Annotated in this window: 15 protein-coding genes; 10 read left to right on the forward strand and 5 right to left on the reverse strand. The window is 62.6% G+C overall.

What is annotated here, in order from left to right; all coding sequences use genetic code 11:
* The 3 genes from F3H95_RS12405 to F3H95_RS12415 form a co-directional block, all read right to left on the reverse strand.
* Nucleotides 1-177 (reverse strand): transposase (locus F3H95_RS12405; RefSeq protein ID WP_149746233.1); only part of this gene is annotated, 177 nt, incomplete at its 3' end.
* Nucleotides 178-331: 154 nt separating this feature from the next.
* Nucleotides 332-544 (reverse strand): helix-turn-helix domain-containing protein, encoded by a 213-nt coding sequence (locus F3H95_RS12410; RefSeq protein WP_149746234.1) that lies wholly within the window; start codon nucleotides 542-544, stop codon nucleotides 332-334.
* Nucleotides 545-1,213: 669 nt separating this feature from the next.
* Entirely contained in the window at nucleotides 1,214-3,409 is a 2,196-nt protein-coding gene (locus F3H95_RS12415; protein WP_149746235.1) for a methyl-accepting chemotaxis protein, read from the reverse strand.
* A 545-nt stretch (nucleotides 3,410-3,954) separates the two neighbouring features.
* Here F3H95_RS12415 and F3H95_RS12420 point away from each other — a divergent pair.
* Nucleotides 3,955-4,431 carry a methyl-accepting chemotaxis protein gene (locus F3H95_RS12420; RefSeq protein ID WP_149746236.1) on the forward strand — a complete coding sequence of 159 codons (477 nt, stop codon included), beginning with the start codon at nucleotides 3,955-3,957 and terminating at the stop codon, nucleotides 4,429-4,431.
* A 126-nt stretch (nucleotides 4,432-4,557) separates the two neighbouring features.
* Here F3H95_RS12420 and F3H95_RS12425 read toward each other — a convergent pair whose 3' ends face one another.
* The gene (locus F3H95_RS12425) at nucleotides 4,558-6,402 is read right to left on the reverse strand and encodes a sulfotransferase (protein WP_149746237.1); all 1,845 of its coding nucleotides are present in this window, start codon (nucleotides 6,400-6,402) and stop codon (nucleotides 4,558-4,560) included.
* Nucleotides 6,403-6,691: 289 nt separating this feature from the next.
* On the opposite strand from F3H95_RS12425, the gene F3H95_RS12430 reads away from it, so the two are divergent.
* Together F3H95_RS12430 and cysC are read left to right on the forward strand one after the other, a co-directional pair.
* Nucleotides 6,692-7,408, forward strand: a complete 717-nt coding sequence (locus F3H95_RS12430; protein ID WP_149746238.1) for a hypothetical protein — start codon at nucleotides 6,692-6,694, stop codon at nucleotides 7,406-7,408.
* A 344-nt stretch (nucleotides 7,409-7,752) separates the two neighbouring features.
* Complete coding sequence (gene cysC / locus F3H95_RS12435; RefSeq protein WP_188134378.1) at nucleotides 7,753-9,297, forward strand: adenylyl-sulfate kinase; 1,545 nt, start codon at nucleotides 7,753-7,755, stop codon at nucleotides 9,295-9,297.
* 15 nt (nucleotides 9,298-9,312) lie between these two features.
* Here cysC and F3H95_RS12440 read toward each other — a convergent pair whose 3' ends face one another.
* Complete coding sequence (locus tag F3H95_RS12440) at nucleotides 9,313-9,777, reverse strand: hypothetical protein (protein ID WP_149746240.1); 465 nt, start codon at nucleotides 9,775-9,777, stop codon at nucleotides 9,313-9,315.
* 145 nt (nucleotides 9,778-9,922) lie between these two features.
* Between F3H95_RS12440 and F3H95_RS12445 the strand changes: the two genes are divergently transcribed.
* The 7 genes from F3H95_RS12445 (at nucleotide 9,923) to F3H95_RS12475 (ending at nucleotide 17,680) form a co-directional block, all read left to right on the forward strand.
* Nucleotides 9,923-11,842, forward strand: coding sequence for a BTAD domain-containing putative transcriptional regulator (locus F3H95_RS12445; RefSeq protein ID WP_149746241.1), 1,920 nt, complete (start codon nucleotides 9,923-9,925; stop codon nucleotides 11,840-11,842).
* An 8-nt stretch (nucleotides 11,843-11,850) separates the two neighbouring features.
* A complete protein-coding gene (locus F3H95_RS12450) occupies nucleotides 11,851-12,282 on the forward strand; it encodes a hypothetical protein (RefSeq protein ID WP_143127691.1) in 432 nt (143 codons plus the stop codon).
* Nucleotides 12,283-12,521: 239 nt separating this feature from the next.
* Nucleotides 12,522-13,382: a hypothetical protein gene (locus F3H95_RS12455; protein ID WP_149746242.1), complete on the forward strand. Its 861-nt coding sequence runs from the start codon at nucleotides 12,522-12,524 to the stop codon at nucleotides 13,380-13,382.
* A 3-nt stretch (nucleotides 13,383-13,385) separates the two neighbouring features.
* Nucleotides 13,386-14,606, forward strand: a complete 1,221-nt coding sequence (locus tag F3H95_RS12460) for a YcaO-like family protein (RefSeq protein WP_149746243.1) — start codon at nucleotides 13,386-13,388, stop codon at nucleotides 14,604-14,606.
* The gene (locus F3H95_RS12465) at nucleotides 14,603-15,316 is read left to right on the forward strand and encodes a TfuA-like protein (protein WP_149746244.1); all 714 of its coding nucleotides are present in this window, start codon (nucleotides 14,603-14,605) and stop codon (nucleotides 15,314-15,316) included. The genes F3H95_RS12460 and F3H95_RS12465 overlap by 4 nt, the downstream gene beginning before the upstream one ends.
* Before the next feature lies 1 nt (nucleotide 15,317).
* Complete coding sequence (locus F3H95_RS12470; protein ID WP_149746245.1) at nucleotides 15,318-16,493, forward strand: hypothetical protein; 1,176 nt, start codon at nucleotides 15,318-15,320, stop codon at nucleotides 16,491-16,493.
* 188 nt (nucleotides 16,494-16,681) lie between these two features.
* A complete protein-coding gene (locus F3H95_RS12475; RefSeq protein ID WP_188134379.1) occupies nucleotides 16,682-17,680 on the forward strand; it encodes a GGDEF domain-containing protein in 999 nt (332 codons plus the stop codon).
* Nucleotides 17,681-17,727 lie beyond the last annotated feature (47 nt).

Here is a 17,727-nt window from a genome sequence, read left to right on the forward strand (position 1 = left end):
AAGAGCCTTCAGCCGTTTGGCCTCCGCCACTTCCATGCCGCCATACTTCGACCGCCATTTATAGAAGGTCGCGTCGCTGACACCGTATTTGCGGCACAGATCAACAGCCGAAAGACCGGCCTGATGCTCCTTCAGAATACCGATGATCTGCTCGTCGCTGAAACGGGAACGCTTCATTGTCTGTCTCCTTCTCCGGACAACAGACTAACCTCAAACCGAGGACATTCCAGGGGAGAAGGTCAGCTGGGTTGAAGATTTTGCGCGGCGGACAGGCATTTGCGGCATAAGAGCGGAATATGTAACCTTTCTGCCGCCTTAGGTCCTGCGGGTATTATTTCGCTGCGGGGAAATGATAGGTGTAAGGATCGGAAGGGCCGCCGTTTCCACGTCGCTCGATTTCACCTTTGGCGACCAGGAGGCGACAAGTGGAGTTCACGCGCTGCTGATACCCGTCCATGCCGAAGATGGATCGAGCAAGCTCCGACTCCGTGAGGCCGGGCTGTTCGGCTATCCGTTCCTTTATGCGTTCCTGCACCGTGGCCATGGCGCCCCCTGCCTCTTTCCTTCAAGCAAACAGGAAACCGAACCTGCGATAGCCTGTCAACCGGATCAAAAATCAAACCGAGACACGACCGAGAGGTCAGGAATGCACACAAGTTAAACCTTTTCCGCCAATCCCCCGCCGCCCGAAAATCTCATCGAGGACGTAGGCGATTATCCGCCAGAAATTGCGCCGGCATCCGCAACGCACGCGGCTTTTCAGGCAGGCTACCGGAAGTCCCCTTGTCATCCTCGCTCGTGATTTTGGAGACTCCATCCGGGGAAGGCTTGCCGGAATCTTCGAACGCCTGAACCCGCGTTAAGGCTTTGAAAAATAAATGTTTTGCGGGTTTTGCGCGTCATTGCCAAAATCTCGGACGAGATTCTGGCCTCAATTCACCGTTTCCGAGCGTTGGCGGTTTCCGCTTGAAGCCCGTAAAATCAAATGCTTGAAGAGGCAACGTCGGTTTTTGAAGGCGTCTTGAAGGTTTCCGCCTCACCACCCGGATTTTGCGGCATAAGCTCCATTATGAATTTGGTCCGGCTGCGGCCATCCCGACTGCACCTCTGCTTCGCAGCGGCAAAATCCCTTCGAAATAGGACGCTTCCGCGCATTCCCGTCCGACCCCGGAAATTCCCGCAAATTCCGTCTCGGTTTGTCGAACAACAATCCTCACCCGAAATGCCGGTCGTCCTCGTCGGGGCCGCCGAGTTCGAGGGCGAAGCCGCGGACGCGGGCTTGCTGCTGGCCGACCGATGATGCGGCGGAATCCCTGCCGGAGCGGCCTGCGGGCTTCTGGGCCGGGCGACGCGGGCCCTGTTCGGATCGGCCCGCCTGCGTTGCGGCGGTGTATTGCGCCCGGGTGCCTTCGCGGGCGGTGCGGAAGAATGCGATGGAGGTCAGCAGCTGTTCGGCCTGGCTTGCCAGTTCTTCCGAGGTTGCGTTCACCTTTTCCGATGCTGCGGCATTCTGCTGGGTTACGGTGTCGAGCTGCTGGATGGCCTGGTTGATCTGCTCGGCCCCCACATCCTGTTCACGGCAGGCGGCCGTGATTTCAGAGACGAGTTCCGCGGTTTTGCGGATATCCGGCACGAGCGCTGCCAGCATTTCGCCGGCCTCCTTGGCGGCGCGGACCGTTTCGGATGAAACGGAACCGATTTCGGCAGCTGCTGTCTGGCTGCGTTCGGCAAGCTTGCGCACTTCGGACGCGACAACCGCGAAGCCGCGGCCATGTTCACCGGCCCGTGCAGCCTCCACGGCGGCGTTGAGGGCCAGCAGGTCGGTCTGACGTGCGATTTCCTGCACGATGGAAATGCGCTCGGCAATCGTCTGCATTGCCTCCACTGCCTTGCGCACGGCGTCTCCGGAACGTTCCGCATTCTTGGCGGACTGACGGGCGATTTTTTCGGTCTGCGATGCGTTGTCGGCGTTCTGCTTGATGTTGGCCGCCATCTGCTCCATCGAGGCAGAGGCTTCCTCCGTCGCGGCCGCCTGCTCGGAAGCCCCCTGGCTCATCTGTTCCGAACTTGCCGCCAGATCCTGGCTTCCACCAGCCACCTGGGACGAAGCGCTGTTCACCTCAAGCGCAAACTTGGCGAGGTTTTCCACGAGATCATTGATCGCATTCTTCATGCGCTGGTGATCGCCTTCGCAGGCAATCGTGACACGTTCGGTCAGGTCCCCGTTGCTGACCAGGGCCAGCACCCGGTTTCCTTCCGCAATCGGCAGAAGAATGGCATCGAGCATGCCGTTGATTCCCGAGACCAGCTTGCCGAAATCGCCGACGAAGCGGCCCGCATCGCCGCGCTCGCTGAGGCGTCCGGCGGTGGAGGCTTCGATGAGGCGCTGGATTTCCGCGATGATGGCGCGCAGGTTGCGGCGCAGCGTTTCGATCGTCTCGTTGATGAAGGCCTTCTTTCCGGGAAACTGCTCAAGGCTCGCTTCGAAATTCCCTTCGCCGAATTCCTTCACGCAGGCCATGGCCTTCTTCTTGACCGCGATATGGCCGGCCACCATGGCGTTGACACCGCGCGCCATCGACGCGAAATCGCCGCTGAACTTGTCGACGGGAACGAAGACATCGATGTCGCCACGGTCATGTTCCGCCGACATCCGGTTCATTTCGGCAATGAGGCCCTGGAGATTGCCGCGCAGGGTTTCGATCGTGTCGTTGATGAAGGCCTTCTTGCCCGGGAACGGCTCCAGCTTGGCTTCGAAATTGCCGTCGGCGAATTCCTTCACGCAGGCCATGGCCTTCTTCTTGACCGCAATATGGCCCGCCACCATGGTATTGATGCCCTGCGCAACCGTTGCAAAGTCACCCTTGAACTTGTCGATGGGCACGAAGACGTCGATGTCGCCGCGGTCGTGTTCCGCCGACATCCGGTTCATCTCGACAATCAGCCCCTTCATGTTTCGCCGCAGCGTCTCGATCGTGTCGTTGATGAAGGCCTTCTTGCCGGGGAATGGCTCGAGGCTTGCCTCGAAATTCCCGTCGCTGAATTCCTTTACACAGGCCATGGCCTTCTTCTTGACCGTGATGTGACCGGCCACCATGGCGTTGATGCCCTGCGCCATGTCGGCGAGGTCGCCCCGGAACTCGGTGACCGGGATGCGCACGTCAATGTCGCCATTGTCATGCTCTGCCGCCATCCGGCCGATCTGCCCGTTCATGACCGCGACGGGCCGCAACGCCTTGTCCAGGAGGTCATTGACGGCTGCGAGGATCTCCTGCGCTTCGCCCGTGGCCTGCGAGAGGTCGGCCCGCGCCGAGAGATCGCCTTTGTCCACAACGCTTGCGAGATGACGGATGGCCGCCATGGCAGTGGCTGACCGAGATGACTTCTTGAAGTCCAGAAAGTTCGACATATTCGCTCCGCGGCGCAAGGGCGGCGGCTTGCCCGTCCGTCATGTATCCGGACCTGGAAAGCGCCTAATGAGCCAGCGTATATTCGAATAATTTAATGTGCGGTAAATTCAGTCGATATGGATGTGTTTTGGTGCCTTGATTAGAATTTATCATTTAATTTATTGTAATATAATTTAATTTTTTACTTAAAATTATGATATTGTTTTGAATATCTATTGTATCTCAATTTTATATTTTCATTAGTGCGTTCCTTTGTGTGTTTTGACGTGTTCAATACGTAAATTTTGATCGGTTCGTGTTCAGGCGCGACTGGTTCACGCGTTCTGAGCGTCGTCATGCGTATCGATGTTTCGCGCTGTCGTCTTGTTTCCCGAGACGTCACCTTCGCATCCAAGCCCTGGAGTGGCGTATCCCTTGTCCGGACCAAGACACGGGCACTCCGCCCGTCTGTGCTCTGCCTCGGAAGCCGGAGAGGGAACGTGATGCTTTTTCTGGTGCAACCTTAAGTTAAAAATTTCTGCTTGATAACTTTTGAGCCTAACCAATGGCGAGAGGCTTGTGGGATGGGGTTGAGGCGGCGCGTGCCGGGGAGGCTGGCAAGGGGTTTGCGGTTGTTGCGCAGGAAGTGCGCGAACTTGCCCAGCGTTCGGCCTCTGCCGCAAGGGAAATCAAGGCGCTGATCGCGAAGTCCTCGACAAGCGTGGGGCAGGGCGTCACCCTGGTTCAGAAGACCGGGCATGCGCTCTGCGAGATCGTTGAACAGGTGCAGATCTTGGACCAGAACGTGGCGGCCATCGCAACGGCCAGCCACGAAAAGGATCGCGGCATCAACGAGGTCTCCGCCGCCATCAATGCTCTGGATCAGGGCGCGAAACGCAGCGCGGCCTCCATGGGGGCAATGCGGCATCGCAGAACCTGGCACGGGAGGCCGCCAAGCTGTTCGAACTGGTTTCCAACTTCAAGGTCTCGGCTGCGGCGGACCGCAAGCCTGCGAAAGTGGCGTGACGTGACGTGGCGTTGAACAGCGTCTGTCCGGTCCATATTCACGCCGACAGACGCTTGCTTGAACTGTTTGTCTTTGTTCTTTCGGTCTACAGGAGCCCACGTTTCCGTGGCAAACTCTGGATGGTGCCTTGAGGCTGGGTCCTTACCTGCCGAGCATCAGTGCCAGTTCCCGTCTCCAGCTCTCTCGAAATCGTTCTTGAGAATAGCGGGCGGCGGTGGCCGGCCCGTGGGAGGCAATGGTCGCGGTGGATTCCGGGTGCCGGAGGCAGTGTACAAGATCCTGGGCGATGCCTGCCAGATTCGGGTAGGGCTGGACTCTGCAATTCACACCGGGTCGCGCATAGTCCCGGCCGCCAAATCCGTCAAAACCAAGAACCATGGTGCCAAGCGCCATGGCCTCGAGAGGCACAAGGCCAAAGCCCTCGCAAATCGACAGGCTCACCAGGTGCCGGCGCTCCCCGAGTTTTCGGAGCAGGTCGTGCTGTCTGTATTCGCCGGCGCGCAGGATCGAGCCTTCCCAGTCGATGGCTGCCTCGGCTGCCGGATCGATGCGTCGAAGTTCCTCACGCAACCGCGCAACGAGCGCGATCTGCAACCCGCCCTCGCCCTTGAGATAAAGCCATATCGAGTCCGGTTCCCTGTTCCACCAGTCTGTGGGAGTCAGTCCCCGGGTGGATACAAACGGCGCAATGACCGGCGCCTCCACCCCATAGATGTTGGCGAGAAAGTCCTGAACGAAACTGCCGACCGCCACATGCCGGTCGAACCAGCAGTCCAGCGTCGAGAAGGTGTTGAAACCCTGCACATACATCAGCTTGCGGCAATGATGGGTGAGGCCCACCGATCCGTTTGAAAAGGAAGGGTTGCACACAAGCAGATCCTGGGGGCGCAGCAGCCCGGCCAGTTCTGTGCGATCAACCGAAGCAAATGACGCAGGATAATCGAAAAATGATTGTTCTGGGCTTTCATGCCCCCATTTTACGGCATAGCACGCAAATCCCATGTCTTCGCTTGCCACGTGCCCGATTTCATAGGCCATGCGCGTTCCGCCAGCGGGGATGTAGGCGCCCATGACAAAGACCCTGGGGGGATCGGTGGTATGGGGCGCTACGGGAATGGGCATCTGCCGGGTTAGGCTGCCTTCCGCTACGGGGGCCACCGTCCTCGCCGGCAGATATGCTTCCCATCGGCGCGCGAAATCCGGATAGATTTCCTCGATCATCGGCAGAAGCGGCATCAGCCGTTTCGCCAGTGCCGAAAAATCCACCCCGACATAGCGCTGCACAGGATCGAATGCGGATTGTTCGGGATAGGCTGATCGGCCCGGGCAGATCGGAGCAAGCGTCGCGCGCGGGTTGGCGATCAGATCCTCGTAGCGCAGAAGGCGACCCTTCGGCAGCGACAGATACGTCTGCAGCTGCAGGGAGAGGAGCTTCACCTGGCGCTCCAGCGGCTCTTCGATCGCATCCAGCTGCACGCGCCAGTCGGTGGGCGCGAGGCGCTCCAGCATCGGCATCCTGCCACGGTTGATGGGCATGTCGACCGTCTGCCAGGCCGCCATCACCGCAAGCGGATCGCGCACCACCGCATAAAGCGGAAAGTGATCCACCAGCAAATCCGCGAGTGCCGTGAATTCGGCGGGATGCTTCGCGACCAGCGTGAAGTCGTCGGTCAGCGGCTTGTCGAACAGCAGGGCGCCCCGCTCTTCCAGAACGCGCCGCAGGCCTCCGTTTTCCTTGGGCGGTTCCACCCAGTTGTCCGGAATCCTGCCGCCCATATGCTTGGTGACCAGCGGCGAGCCGGCCAGGGCCTGCGAACGATAGTCGTGCATCAGCGCACGGATATGTTCGACAGCTCCCTCTCTATCCTGTCCCTGCGGCAGCGCGAAGGGCTCTGCCAGCGCAATCACATCCGGCTGTGTGTTCAGGAGCGATGCGACCAGTGTCGTGCCCGATCTTGGAAAACCAGTGATCAGAATATCAGCCATGTGTCCCCTTTCAATGCATTCGCAAATCAGACCGCAAGCAGGTTCACGCAAGCTCGTTTCGGCAGAGCGTCATGCGAGGTGGGTGAAACGTCATCACCTCCTTGACGTGAAGCATTCTGCGAAGTTTCAACGCGTTTCGCCGAACTCATGCCCCGGTATGCCTGCGGTGCAGAAGGCGGGACGAAGAGGGCCTGCAAGAGTGCGTTCATTATTGATGTCATTATGCGTGCGATGATGTTATTTCTGGTTGTATTGGAGGTGCATTCTGGACGCAACCGATCAAACTGACATGGAAACAGTTTATGTTCTGCCCGGGAGTCCTGACGTCAGGCGGGCCGTCATTGCCTTTGCCGGCATTCAGTCCATTTTGGGTGGCATCGAGGTGTGGGAGTTTGCGAAAACGCTCACCTCGGATGAGAATGTCGAGGAAGCCCGGCGCCACGTGGCCTTCGTTCGGGAACGGCCGGCACTCTGGTATAACAGCGTGGATCCGGCATGTCTCGCTCCGTTTCTGGCGATGCAGGACGGCCGGGCTGTCGTCACGCTGGGCAACAGCATGGGGGGCTTCGCAGCCATCCTGTTCAGTCTTGTATTGCCCGGGATCCGACGTTCCATTGCCTTCTGTCCCCAGTATTCCGTGCACCCTGATCATTGCCCCTGGGAGCGGCGTTGGCAGGATCAGATTGCGGAAATAGACAACTGGCGGTTCGAGACTTGCCTGCCTCACGGCCCCTGTCCCGAGGCGCAGGATCTTGACCACATGATCTTCTGTGGCAGTGACGTCGGCGACGATGTGCGCCATGCCGAGGCGATCCTTGCCGGTGCAACGCATCCAGTGTCCGTCTTTTTGATTCATGGCTGCGGTCACGATGTCGCCCGCAGCCTGAAGCGTCGAGAGGCGCTTGTTCCTGTGCTCGATCTCTTGATTGACGACCTCGCGCCGCCGCAACATGTCGCCGCCGAGCTTACGAGGCGCGGGATCGCGTTCGACCTGTTGTCGAGCTGAGCAGAGATTCGTACATGTGGCCTCGCCCCGTCAGACTATCGGCATGGGGCCAGTCGGCATTTTCTGAAGGCCTGGCTGCCCTGTAGGCGGCCGGCAGTGGAAGGACAGTTAGGATGGCAGCGGATGGGGCTCTGGACATGACGACGGAAAAGGCCGCTCTCGCGTTTCCAACGAAATCCTTGCGCCGCCTGCTGGTCGGTGGATCTGCACCTGCCGGGACAGGCGCTCTCATCGACAGGCTGCCGGCGTTGATAGAGGTCCCGGGAACCCAAGCGGGCGCCTCGACGGGGCCTTGTCCTGTCATGGGCCATCGTGGTTTTGAACCGGTGGATGTGTCACGCGCGATGACCGCGGCCGGGGGTAACCTTGCGGGCAGCCCGACAGCCGATCTGGCGCTGATGGTGGTGGATGCCCGTCACGGACTGGTCTCGCCGGTGTTGCAGCACAGTTTCGCCGCCGCGCTTCAGGGTGCGTCGCAGGTCATCCTCGTCATTGATCACATGGACCAGGTGGACTTTTCGCAAAGGACCTTCACCTCGATGGTCGAGGTCTATGAACAGGCGGCGGCGCAGATCGGTTTCCGCTGGATCAGGGCCATTCCCGTGGCAAGCGCATCCGGTGACAATCTTGTCCGGCAGTCAGGCCGGATGCCGTGGTTTGCAGGCGGCACGCTTCTGGACGAAATCGAGGCGGCTCCCCTCGCGCCCTCGTTGACAGAAGCGCCGTTTCGCTTTGCTGCCGGCGGTGCCTCCTTCAGGATCGGGACGGCGGCGGCCGTGACCGGACGGGTGATTGGCGGGCGCATTGCGCTCGGCGATCCGGTCGTGGTCGCAGAAACCGGTCAGGCGGCGCGGGTGACCGGCATTCGCGCCCAGGACGGCGAGCAGGCATCTGCATCGGCGGGCGAGGCCTTGACGCTGGTTCTGGATGCCGAGGTGGCAGAGGGGCGTCTGCTGGTTTGCCCTGATGCGCGCCCGCATGTGGCGGATCAGGTGCAAGCCCATATCCTCTGGCTGGATTCCGAGCCGTTGTTGCCGGGGCGGCGTTACCGGCTGCAGACGCAAGGCGATGAGGTTGTCGCGACCGTGACGGCGCTGCGTTACGCCATGAGCGATGACAGCCTCTCGCATGAGGCTGTCCGCCTGCTGCCGGCCGGCCGCATCGGGGTGTGCAATCTGTCGCTGGCGCGTCCGATCGCCTTCGATGCCTCGCGCGACAGCCGGGCGACCGGCAATGGGGTGCTGTTCGACCGTGTCTCGGGTCAGCCGGTGGGGGTGGCCCTTCTCGATTTCCCGCTGCGGCGAGCGGCCAACATCCACTGGCAGGCCACCAGCCTGACGAAACAGGATCGTGCGCATCTGAAGGGACAGCGGCCCGCGGTGCTGTGGTTCACCGGCCTGTCCGGGTCCGGCAAGTCCACACTGGCGAACCGGGTGGAGGCGCTTCTGCATGCCGAGGGGTGCCATACCTATCTCCTCGATGGCGACAATGTGCGCCATGGCCTGAACCGCGATCTTGGTTTCACGGCCGAGGACCGGGTGGAAAACATTCGCCGCGTGGCGGAGGTGGCCCGGCTGATGACCGATGCCGGGCTGATCGTGCTGGCGGCTTTCATTTCGCCCTTCGCGGCGGAACGGCAGATGGCGCGAGACCTGATGGAGCCGGGAGAGTTCATCGAGATCTTCGTCGATACGCCGATCGAGGAATGCGCGCGGCGTGATCCGAAGGGGCTTTATCGCAAGGCAGCGGCAGGAGAACTGCGCAATTTCACCGGGCTTGATTCGCCCTATGAAAAGCCGCTTTCGCCCGACCTGCGCATCGAAACGAACGGGCATGATCCGGACGAGGGCGCGCGGCAGATTGTTCGCTATCTCCTCGATCGCGGTTGAGCGGCGGCCTCTCCCTCAGCTGCCTCCGCTTTTGCTGACCGGCAACTCGTTCAGGCAGCGGTAGCGGCCGGTGGTCGCATCCCAGGCAAAACGGAAAGCGTGCCTGCCATTGTGGGTGGTCAGAACGCGATAGCCATCATGGATCTCGTCGCCGATACTGAGTTCCTGGCCCCAGGCCCAGCCGCCATAGGCGGTGCCCTTGTCGTTGCGCAGGATGATCTCGAAAAAATAGCCGCCGGTTGCCCGCCGCATCTGCAGGATCAGGTCGATATTGTCTTCATCAGTCTCGTCAAAGCGTCCCTCCGCAAGTCTTGCGCAAGCATATCTTGCTTCAGCAAGGGCGGTGACGGGATAAAAGGGCTTTCCATTGTGCCACAGCAGTTCCGTCATGGCATAACCCACATCGTCGGCGCGCTGATAGGGCTCCGTTCGTAAGGGGAAACTCATATAGGAATGCTTGAAGTGCACGCGATCTGTCATGAAGTGTCACGCAATATTTAGACGCGTGTCGTTTTCCTTGCTGTAGATTGTTTCAGAATCATGCACAAAGAGCGTCACGCAGACGTCAAATCTGACAGGTAGTTGATTTTTATTGCAACCTCCGGGGGCAGGGTAGGGAATAGTCGTGGCAGGGCATGAGCAGGGCTTCACGATCAGTCTTCTGGGGATCCCGCGCTGCCATCTGGAGCGTGACGGCTTCTTTCCGGCCAAGGGTTTCGTGCTGGTGGCGGCCCTGCTTCTGGCGCCTGGCCGGCTGTTGACCCGCCAGGCGGCGGCGCTGCTTCTGTGGGAAGATGCGGACCAGAAGCGGGCGCTCGGCAATCTGCGGCAGTTGCTGTCGCGCCTGCAGCCCTTTGCCGAGGGGGATGAGGCGCTGATCGAGGCGACGCCCGGCGGGCTTGCCGCCGGCCCGCTGGCCCGTCGCTCGGATCTCTCCGCCTTTCTCGATGTCGTCGGCGCCGACGACGTGGCGCTGCGGCTGAAGGTGCTGCGCGGCATCGGCGGCGAGTTGCTGCAGGGCGTGGATGCCGATCAGGAACAGTTCCATCTCTGGCTGCTGGCCGAGCGGGCCCGCCTGAAGGACCTCTTCTTTGCCGCGACCGCCCGCCTGCTGGAGGATATGACCCGGTTCGGCGCCCGGCCGCTGGCCGATATCGCCGCTCTTGCCGAAACCGCGCTCAGGCTGGAGGACGACCGGGAGGAGACCTACCGCATGGTGATCTCTGCCTATGCGCGGGCAGGCGATGCGGCAGCCGCCGAGCGCATGTTCGAAAAGCTGACGCAGCGGCTGAAGCTGGACGGGGTGCAGCCCGAGGCGGCGACGCTTGCCCTGATGCGGCGCCTCAGAAGCCATGCCGCGCCGGCCGAGCCGCAGGAGGTTCAGCCGGAGCCGGCGCGCACGGCGCGGCCGCGCGTTGCCTTTCTGCCGCCGGTGGCGCCGGTCGGCGGGCTGGTGCCGGTGCTCGCCCGCGCCTTCATCGAGGATGTCGCCAACAGCCTCGTGCGCTATCGCACGTTCACGGTGCTTGCCCCGCACAGCAGCTTTGCCGCCGCCGTTGACGGGACCGGCGCGCTCTACCAGTCGCTGCGCGCGAATTACCGGGTGCAGTCGCTGCTGCTGGACGAGGCGCGCCTCTCCCTGACGCTGGTGGAGGATGCGACCGCGGAAATTCTCTGGTCGGTGGAGGTGGCGCTGGACGAAGGCAATGCCCACGCAGCCTTCCGCCTGCTGTCGAAGCAGATTGCCGCAGCACTTGCCGAACAGATCGAGCGGCTGCAGATCGATCTCGTGCGCAGCCATGCGGCGGATGCCTATCGCCATCTGCTGGCCGGCCAGCACATGCTGGGCGGCAAATGCGATCTGCCGATCCTGCGGCGGGCGCGCTCCGAATTCCGCAAGGCGGTGGATCTGGATTCCGGCATGGCGGTGGCGCGTGCCCGCATTGCCCAGACGCTGCAGCTGGAATGGCTGATGCTGGGCGGCGGCGATCCGCATCTCCTGCACCGCGCCAAGGCCGAGGCCGAAGCCGCCGTCGATCTCGACCCCGCCTCCGGCATCGGCCACTGGATGTGCGCGGTGGTGGCGCTCTATCGCCGCGACTTCGATACCTCGGCCGAAAAGTTTTTCGAAGCGGAGGCGCTTGCGCCGAATTCCGCAGACCTGCTGCTGCAGCATGCCGATGCGCTGGCGCATTTCGGACAGTCGGGTGCGGCTTGGTTGCGCTTCCAGCAGTCCATCGATCTCAATCCGCTTGCGCCGGATATTTACTGGTGGGCGGGTGCCAGCATCGCCTTCAAGCTTGAGGATTATGCCGAGTCGGTCCGTTTGTGTCGACGCATGCAGAATGACGAGCCCGCCTTGCGTGTATTAACGGCGAGCCTCGCTTTGAGCGGAGATCTGGAGGAAGCCCAAAGCGCGGGCGAGCGGCTTCAACAAAACTATCCGGGCATGACGGCCAAGCAAATTAGCGGGTTGTCTCCCGATCAAGATGTCGACGCGAACGAACGTTTTTGTCATGCGCTTCGACTGGCAGGCCTAAAATAGGAGATACTATGGGCACTTCTCATCTGTACGTAATTGGAAAAAGGGGTTTGGGCGTGCTGTTCGTTAGAACTGCACCGCTTCGCGTCGCGATGGTTTCTGATGAAACCATCTTGAAGTATGAAGAAGCGCATCCCGGTGTTGACGGCTATGCAAAAGTCGCCGCATCGGCCAAGGCGCTTCTTGCTTCCCGCGACGGCCAGCCTGAGGGCGCCATCGATCAAGCGCAAAGAGCAGGAATTGAGGCCCTTGTCGCAGGCGGTGCGGTCATTTCTGATGTAGATTTCTCCTTCCTGGGAGAGGTTACCGACTCGGGTTGGACGATAAACCGTATGGTCAATTCACCTCTTGAAGGCGCACTCGCGGCTTTGGGGCCAGATGCGCCGGCAAGTGGTGACCTGTTCGATGCCATTCTCTCCGACAGCCCGAACAGCGCCGTCTGATAGCGTGAAAATCGACACCACGGTCGCCGCCATGGCGGCCGTGGATCTTCCTGGACGCGCCATTTGCCGACATCCGGCAAAATTGTTCGTCTGACTTCGAAAGCTCTCTGTACAACCAGAAAAACCTGAGCAATGGTTGCATTTTGGCGAGGCTGCAAGCGCCGGCGCCGAGATCGAACCAGAGGGGAAGCATCATGTCCAAATCGCAGCTTTTCATCGTCGGCAAGCGGGGCTCCGGCGTGTTGTTCGTGCGCACTGAGCCTTTGCGCGTCTCGCTCGTTTCGCATGAGACGATTCTTGCCTATGAGGCCGGGCATCCGGGCATTGATGGCTATGCCAGGGTTGCGGCCGCGGCCAAGGCCATGCTGGTGCAAAACGATGGCGAGGCCGACAGTTTTGTCGACATGGCGGAGATGGAGGCTCTCGAAGCCCGCATGACGCAAGGACAGCCTGTGCGGGAGGCCGACATCGCCATGGTTGGCGGCGTGGCTGACGAGGGCTGGGATTTCAATCGAGACATTACCACGCCGCTGGATGATGTGATGGTGGCGCTCGGCCCTCAGAACGGTCGTGCAACCAAGGCTGCTCCCGGCGCGGAACCGGCGGATATCGCCATGGTGGGCGGTGTCGGCGATGACGGCTGGGACTTCAACCGGGATATCACCACGCCGTCTGATGGTTTCGATATCACAAATCAGGCTCATCCGTTGAAAGCCGACATTGCCATGGTTGGCGGTGTTGTTGAAAACGGCTGGGATCTCAATCGCCACATTAAGACCCCACTGGATGACGTCATGACCGCCCTGCAACCCGAGGGCGCTGCTGCGGACATCGCAATGGTCGGCGGCGTTGTGAACGATGGTTGGGATTCCAATCGCTTCATCAGCACGCCGTTGGATGATGTGATGACGGCGCTGGGGGGCCAGGTGGCCGGTTTGGACATCGCTGTCGTCGGTGACATTGTCGGGCAGGGCTGGGATACGAACCGGAAGGTGCATGCACCTGCCGGTGACCGGCAGGAGACGGTTGCCGCAGGACTTGTTGCGCGGGGTGGCCTGCAACACGCCATCCTGTCCGACGCCCCGAACACGATCCAGTAATCCATGCAGCAGGCAGGGCAGGCCGCAGCCGTCGCATCCGGCGGCTGCGAGGGCGGGCAGGTCGCTCCCGACAAGGGGGCGGCGCTGCTGGGGGATCGGGCGCGGCTGCGCCGGTTCGGGGTCACCCGCATCGGCGATGTCACGGGGCTCGATATCATCGGTGTGCCCGTCTGGTTTGCCGTGCGGCCGAATTCGCGCGGCCTCTCCGTTTCGCAGGGCAAGGGCCTGACGGAGCGGCAGGCGCAGCTTTCCGCCCTGATGGAAGCCATCGAAGGCGCTGTCGCGGAAGAGACGCAGCGCCATGTTGCCGCACACGGCAGCTGGACGGCCCTGCAGGCGCGCGGCGAGCGCACTGTGCCGCTCGACAGGATCGCCCGCGTCAATCCCGATCATTTCGAGGCCGGCCGCGAGCGGGCCTGGGTACGCGGGGTTTCCGCCCGCCATGGCGGCCCGGTTCTCGCTCCTTTCGAACTGGTCGGCATGGATTTCCGCGCTGATTTTCCCTGGGACCGCAAGGCGTTCCAGATGAGTTCGCAGGGGCTCGCCGCCGGCTTCGATCATGACCGCGTGGTGCTGCATGCCCTGCTGGAACTGGTGGAGCACGATGCCTGCATCCTCATCGATACGTTCGAGACGCGCTCGCTCGGTCTGCGCCCCTGGGCGCCGGCTGCAGGTCACCGTCCCTCGCTCGACGGGCTGATCGCCACGCTGTCGGCAGCGGGTCTTGCGGCGCGCTTTCTCGATGTCACGGCGTCGAACGGCGTACCCGTCATTCTGGCAAGCCTGGAGCGGCCGGTGATGTCGGCGAGCGGTCCCGGCTTTCGCCATGCGGCCGGCATGGCCTGCCGGTTCGATCCGCTGGCGGCCGCCGAGGCGGCGCTGCTCGAAGCCATCCAGTCGCGCCTCACCGATATCAGCGGCGCGCGCGACGATCTGGCGCCGGACCGCTATCTTCCCGATCTCGCCGGCCGGGCGCCGCCGGTCAGCGCAACACCCTCCGGCACCGGCCCTCAACGGCTTGACCTTGAGGGGGAGGGGCCGCTCTGGCAGCGGCTTGCCGCGCATCTCTTCCGCCATGGCGTGGAGGATGTCTACGTCTTTGCGCTGGAGACCGGCGATCCCGATATTCATGTGGTGCGCGTGCTGGCCGATGGGCTGTCTGCCGCCCATGGCGGACTGAACCGCATGTCGCTGTCTACGCTCGACGGGTTCCTGAGACGATGACGCCCATCACGCACACCGTGATCTTCGCCGGCCCCTCCGTGCATGGGCTGGATCCTTCGGCCTTTCCCGGTCTTGTCTGGCGCGGTCCCGCCGCCTGCGGCGATCTGTTGCAGGCCGTGCAGCAGGGCGCGCGGGTAATCGGCCTGATCGACGGGCTCTATGGCGATTGCGCTGCCGTGTGGCACAAGGAAATCCTCTTTGCCCTGTCGCAGGGTGTCGCTGTCTACGGTGCGGCCAGCATGGGCGCGCTGCGCGCTGCCGAATGCGACCTGTTCGGCATGCAGGGTGTCGGCCGGATTTACGAGGCCTACCGCGATGGTCTGCGCGTGTCCGATGCGGATGTGGCGCTTTCCCATGCGCCGGCCGATCTCGACTACCGTCCGCTGACGCTGGCGCTGGTGGATGCGGAGGCGACGCTTGCGGCGCTCGCTCTGGATCTTGCACCGGCACGGCTCGCCCGGCTTCTCTCTGCGGCGCGTGCGCTGCATTTCTCCCGCCGCACCTGGCGCGCCGTGGCGCTTGCCGCCGGCGAGGGGGCTGATGTTGCGCAGGTCCTTGCCGAACGCGCCGTCAGCCCGAAACAGGCCGATGCGCTGGCGCTGTTGACCCTGCTGCAGAACGAATGTTCTGCCGCGCCTCAGCCGGGCTGGCGGTTCCAGAACACGCTGTTCTTCCGCAGCCTCGCCGTCCGCGTTGCGGGGCAGCGTTGAGATGGGTGACCCGATGATTGTCGAGCAGGTGTGCGATGGGTCGAAGGCCGCGGGACTGCCGGAGGCCGGTCTGCTGCCGGATTGCGGCGGCCTCATCCGTCGCATCGCCTTCTCGCTGCCGCCTGCCTTTCTGGAGGCGCGGCCTTCGGACTGGTATCGTCCGCTGGTGCCGATCGGCAACCTTTTGCAGGCCTTGGCCGAGGATATCGAGGTTTTCGTGCTGGTCGAGCCTCAGGCGTGCGCGTCCGCCGAGGCCTGGATCGGCTGCCTGTCGCTTGCCTGTCCGCTGCGCATCATCCCGGTGGAGGGGCCGGCCCGCGCCCGCCAGAGCCCCTGGACGCAGGATCTGTTTCACGTCCGGGCGCCCGCCACGGCTGCCCATGAACAGGGGAAAATTCTCGCCCGACCTGGCGCCCGCATCGGCCCGACGCTCGCGGCCGCGCTCGGCTGGCAAGTGGCCGATCCCGGTGTCGATCTCGATGGCGGCAACCAGCTGGTGGGGCCGGATTTCCGGCTCATCGGCCGTTCGGCGATTGCCGGAGAGGCGTTTCCGCCGGGCGATGGCGGGGCGGGGGCGGCCCTCCTGTCGCTCGATCCGCGCCCCGTGCACCTCTTCGCCTATCGTGCCTCCGATCTCGGCGGTGCGGCGATGCCGGTTCCAGACCCGCGCTCGCTGAAGGGCGTCTATCAATGCGGCTTCCATGTCGACCAGTATGTGACGGTGACCGGGCTTCGGCACGCGGGGCAGCCGCTGTTGATCGTCGCCGAGGCGCAGATGGCCGATGCCGGCACGAGTCCGATGGTGGAGCAGATCGGCCGTCAGCTCGATGCCTCCGCGCGTCGTCTTGCCGATCAGGGCTTTGCCGTCAGGCGCAATCCGGTGCCTTTTTGCGTGACGCCGGACAGCGGCAAGCGCCTGCCGCGCCTCTACAACAATCTGGTGCTGGAAAATGCGGTGCGGCCGGGAGGCGAGCGCCCGCTGGTCTTTCTGCCGCAGTTTGCCGATGTGGAGCCGCTCGACGCCTATGATGCCGCCAACCGGGCACTGTGGGAGGAGTTGGGCTTCGCGGTGGTGCCCGTGCATGGCTTCAGCCAGCTTGCCAGCCGCAACGGCGCCCTGCGCTGTATCTCCAAAATCGTGCAGCGGCAGTCGTTCCAGTTCGATACAGAAGTGTGACGCCCGCGTGACGCGGCGCATGATGCTTTGACATTCAATATCAGGATCGATGCTTCATATCCGTTCGGACCGGGACCATCAGGCGGGCAGGTTTTGCCTCACCCCATGACCCCTGACCGGGGGCATGTGTGCCGCAGGAGGAACGGGGAAAATCGCCCGAGCCGCGGCTGATCACTATGGAGAGGTGCATGACGCGGGTGGTTGAGCAGGCGCAGAGGCAGGCTGTGTTGGGTTGGCGCGAGCTCCATGCCGTTCTCGATCTCACGCCCACGGCCCTTTTCTGGGCGTCTCTTCCCGATCTTGCCGTGCGCGCCGCCAATTCCGCCTTCATCGGGCGCTTCGGCGCCTTGAATGGCTGCTTTTCCTCCATCGATGAGTGGCTTGCCGCGGCCTGCTCCAATCCGGAACACCGTCAGCGGGCACGGGCGCTCTGGCAGGCGCTTGCACGCGAGGATGAGGTTTCTGGCGCTTCGCCTGCAGCCCTGGAGCTGGATCTTCGCTGTGCCGATGGCACGATCGTCTCGACCCTGCACCGGGTGGCGATTGACCGTCGCGAAGGCGTGGCCATCGCCACCTTCGAGGATATTTCCCACTGCAAGGCCGTGGAGCATGCCCTGCGCCGTGTCGCGCACGAGGACCCGCTGACCGAGCTTGCCAACCGCCGGGCGCTGGCCGAGCGCTGGCAGTTCGAACTGCGTTGTCTGGAGGGGCGCACCGATGGCATGCTGGCGCTGATCCTGCTCGATCTCGACCGCTTCAAGCAGGTGAACGACGATTTCGGCCACGAGGCCGGTGACGAGGTGCTGAAGGCCGTTGCAGACCGGCTGCGCGAGGCGGTGCCGCCATCGGCCACGATCTGTCGTCTCGGTGGCGATGAGTTTGCGATTTTGCTGTCCGTCACCCGCGAACAGCAGGTGGAAGGAGTGACCCGGCGGATCTGTGATGCGCTGCGGCGGCCGCATGTGTGGAGGGGGCATCAACTGGCGCTTGGGGTCAGTGTCGGCATTGCGAGCAGCAAACGCGATGGCAGCGATCTGACCGGGCTGATGCGGCGTGCGGATGCGGCGCTCTATCGTCACAAGCGATCCAGGCAGGGGGGCTTGGACTGGTCCCGGCCGGCCGAGACGCGGGTCGAGACGCCGGTTGTCGCGGATATTCTGGCCTTTTCCCGGCTGCGCACGGTCTGACAGTTCGCATCAATTTTTCATCGTGCCAATGCGTGGTGAGCGCACAG

It is taken from the genome of Rhizobium sp. RU35A (assembly GCF_900156005.1).
Classification (GTDB): Bacteria; Pseudomonadota; Alphaproteobacteria; order Rhizobiales; family Rhizobiaceae; genus Neorhizobium; species Neorhizobium straminoryzae.